Genomic DNA, 3,814 nt, shown 5'->3' with positions numbered 1-3,814 from the left:
CTGACTTACGCTACGCTCCAGTCGCCACATCAGGACGACAATAATAGCCAGAAACTAACATAGCGGTTGGACCACCAAAGTGGGGCACGTCAAATGATATTGTTGTAATTAGAACGGGTCGCCCCGGTGATGCTGCTGTTATAACAGCGAATGAATCCGGCTTTAACGCAATCGATTTAATTGTTGCGACCCCATCTTCAAGTATTTCATCGTATTTTATGTGCCATTTCATCAATTCGAGTATTGCGAAAAGACAAACTAGGAAAGGCATTGCTGGAACAGCGCAAACGCACTTTAATGTTGGAGAATTCAAAAAACTGAAAATTCCTTTGTTAACAATAGCTGAGCAGAATGAGATCGTTAATCAAATCGAAAAGATAACAACTAAAAAAGAAAAAATAAGAATACACGCCAAGAATATCGAAACAATGAAAGCCAAATACCTTAACAACATTTGGGGGGCGTAAATGTTTAATGAGGAAAACACTGTCGAGCAGATGGTTTTGGACACCCTGAGTGACGGATCGTTCCTTTGGAAGTTTGTTCATGCTGACGATCTTCCTCGTCAACATAGTGAAGTATTCGTCGAACAGCATGTTCGTGAGACGCTAATCCGATTGAACCCGGAAATTGCAGAGGACCATGAACGAGCAGATGAAGTGATTTACAAGCTCCGCACATTGCCCATGTCAGTTCGTGGTGAAGGTCTTGTTCGTAGCAATGAGTTATTCACCGAATGGCTGCGTGGTGAGAAAACCATGCCCTTTGGTGAAAATGGTGAACATACGCCGGTGCGGTTGATTAATTTTGGCGACCTAACCAAGAACGACTATATCATCACAAGCCAATGGGTTTACCCCACCGTCGAAGGTGGTAAACGATTTGATATTGTCCTGCTCATCAATGGCTTCCCTCTGGTCATTGGTGAGGCCAAGACACCGGTACGCCCAGCAGTTACATGGGTAGACGGTGCCAGCGATATTCACGATGCCTACGAGCAAACCGTCCCACAGATGTTTGTACCAAACGTCTTTTCATTTTCGACCGAGGGTAAATGTTATCGCTATGGCAGCATCCGCATGCCGGTTGATATGTGGGGGCCTTGGCATGAAGAAGACAACAAACAGGAAGGGACATTACTGGATGTAAAGCGCACCGTACGTTCCATGTTACGCCCAGAGATTATCCTCGACATCCTTCAAAACTTCACACTGACAGCAACAGACAAGAAACACCGCCGCATCAAGATCATTTGTCGTTACCAACAATATGAAGCGGCCAATAAGATTGTGAATCGTGTTCTTGCCGGACAACCGAAAAAGGGCCTGATCTGGCACTTCCAAGGCTCTGGTAAATCGCTCCTAATGGTGTTTGCTGCACAGAAGCTGCGAATGCACCATGACCTTGAGAACCCCACGGTGATGATTGTCGTGGATCGTATCGACCTTGATGCTCAAATCACCGCGACTTTCAATGCCGCCGATATTCCTAACATGATTGGGGCGGGTAAACGTAGTGAGCTACAAACACTTCTGGAAGCCGATACCCGTAAAATCATTATCACAACGATTCACAAATTCGGTGAAGCTGATGGTCAGTTGAATGACCGCTCCAACATCATTTTGCTGGTGGATGAAGCGCACCGTACCCAAGAAGGCGATTTGGGTCGCCAGATGCGTAATGCACTGCCCAACGCATTCTTCTTTGGCCTGACCGGTACGCCGATCAACAAACGGGATCGTAATACGTTCTGGGCCTTCGGTGCAGAAGAAGATGAAAGTGGTTATATGAGCCGCTATTCATTCCAAGATTCTATCCGAGACAAAGCCACACTGCCGCTCCATTTCGAAGCAGTGGATGTAAAGCTCCGAATTGACCGAGCGGCCATTGACGAGGCCTATGCCGCCATTACCGGCAACCTCAGTGAACAAGATCGCGATGATCTGGCCAAGCGTGCTGCAAAAATGGCTGTACTAGTAAAGGCACCGGACCGTGTTCAAAGCATCTGCGAACATATTGTCCGCCATTTCCAAGACAAAGTAGCACCAAATGGATTTAAGGCACAGGTGGTGACCTTCGACCGTGAATGCTGTGTACTCTATAAGAAGGTACTTGACACCCTGATGGGACCCGAAGCGAGCGCCATCGTCATGCACACGCAAGGCGGTAAGACAGACGAATTTGCTGAATATAAACTCAGTAAGGATGACGAAGAAAAGCTACTGGATCGGTTCCGTGATCCGTCCGATCCGTTAAAGTTCATCATTGTGACATCCAAACTGCTGACTGGTTTCGACGCTCCAATTTTGCAGGTGATGTATCTTGACAAGCCGATGAAGGACCACAACCTTCTCCAAGCCATCTGCCGTACAAACAGAAAATATCCCGGTAAGGAACATGGCCTGATCGTGGATTATCTTGGTATCTTTGACGATGTTGCCGGTGCACTGGATTTTGATGAAAAGGCTGTGCAAAAGGTTGTTACCAACCTTGAAGAACTCAAAGGCGAGATAGAACGTCTGATGGGGCTATGCTTAAGCCATTTCCCCGGTGTTGATCGTACCGTCGGTGGCTATGAGGGTCTGATTGCTGCACAAGACTGCTTGCCGAATAATGATGCTCGTGACGCTTTCGCAGCTGATTATTCGGTACTATCCCGGCTTTGGGAGGCGTTGTCACCTGATCCTGTACTGAAACCCTTCTATACCGACTATAAATGGCTCACACAGGTCTATGAATCGGTCAAACCACCAAGCGGTAACGGAAAACTGTTATGGCACGCACTGGGGGCTAAAACGATCAATTTGGTCCACGACAACATCCATGTTGATACCATCCGAGACGACATCGAAACGCTGGTAATGGATGCCGATGTTCTGGAAGGCCTATTGTCGGACAAAGACCCTGAGAAGAAAACGAAGGAAGTTGAAATCAAACTTGTTGCCCGTTTAAGAAAACACATGGGCAATCCAAAGTTCGTTGCCCTCGGTGAACGGTTGGAGAAGATTAAAGAACGCCATGAACAAGGCCTCCTGCACTCCATCGATTTCTTGAAAGAACTCCTCGATCTTGCTCGCGAAGTTGTCCGTGCAGAACAAGACGTCAATACCGAAGAAGAAAAGGACCGGGCGAAAGCTGCGCTTACGGATTTATTCAGTGAAACAAAGACCGGTGAAACGCCCGTGGTCGTCGAACGCATCGTAAACGATATTGACGAAATCGTCAGGCTAGTTCGATTTGATGGCTGGCAATCCACAAAGGCCGGTGAACGCGAGGTACAAAAAGCTCTGCGGCAAGTTATCTACGTCAAATACAAGATCAAAGATCAAGATCTATTTGATCGGGGGTACGGTTATATCAAGCAATACTATTAACACCGTACATAAAAGAAAAACGGGGCCTAAGCCCCGTTTACCAACTAGTCAGTGTAATCCACTACGACCATTTACAAGGACATTGTTAGGCATGGCCGTTTTCTGTGCTTTCAGATTATCCAGCCAGTCTTTTGCTGCTTTCTCATCCCCTTGGAACTCCGTCAAAAAGCCATCGCTCACTAAATTGCAATGAAACATCATTGCCCAATCATCTGTTTTTACTCGGCAGGTAATCCAATCAGGATCCCAAATAGGTTCACTTAGCAATACATCGTCTTTTTGCCAGTCTAGTTGATAATCCATTCCTTCTACACTAGCAGTTTTCGAAAGGTGGGATGACCTCTTAATGACGTGCCCCACTTTGGTGGTCCAACCGCTATGTTAGTTTCTGGCTATTATTGTCGTCCTGATGTGGCGACTGGAGCGTAGCGTAAGTCAGA

Annotated in this window: 3 protein-coding genes; 2 read left to right on the top strand and 1 reads right to left on the bottom strand. The window is 46.8% G+C overall.

Annotation, left to right across the window (positions count from 1 at the left end; all coding sequences use genetic code 11):
• Positions 1-59 precede the first annotated feature (59 nt).
• Positions 60-467 carry a restriction endonuclease subunit S gene (locus Q397_RS25605; protein WP_156950820.1) on the top strand — a complete coding sequence of 136 codons (408 nt, stop codon included), beginning with the start codon at positions 60-62 and terminating at the stop codon, positions 465-467.
• The gene (locus Q397_RS0119880; protein WP_028880878.1) at positions 468-3,374 is read left to right on the top strand and encodes a type I restriction endonuclease subunit R; all 2,907 of its coding nucleotides are present in this window, start codon (positions 468-470) and stop codon (positions 3,372-3,374) included.
• A 48-nt stretch (positions 3,375-3,422) separates the two neighbouring features.
• Here Q397_RS0119880 and Q397_RS0119875 read toward each other — a convergent pair whose 3' ends face one another.
• The gene (locus Q397_RS0119875; protein ID WP_028880877.1) at positions 3,423-3,677 is read right to left on the bottom strand and encodes a hypothetical protein; all 255 of its coding nucleotides are present in this window, start codon (positions 3,675-3,677) and stop codon (positions 3,423-3,425) included.
• Positions 3,678-3,814 lie beyond the last annotated feature (137 nt).

Source organism: Terasakiella pusilla DSM 6293, assembly GCF_000688235.1.
GTDB lineage: Bacteria > Pseudomonadota > Alphaproteobacteria > Rhodospirillales > Terasakiellaceae > Terasakiella > Terasakiella pusilla.
This window is presented reverse-complemented; position numbering and strand designations above follow the sequence as displayed.

Excerpts from the sequence above, each read along its gene's own strand:
- Q397_RS0119880 (WP_028880878.1), top strand. The coding sequence starts at position 468 with ATGTTTAATGAGGAAAACACTGTCGAGCAGATGGTTTTGGACACCCTG.
- Q397_RS0119875 (WP_028880877.1), bottom strand. The coding sequence starts at position 3,677 with ATGGATTATCAACTAGACTGGCAAAAAGACGATGTATTGCTAAGTGAA.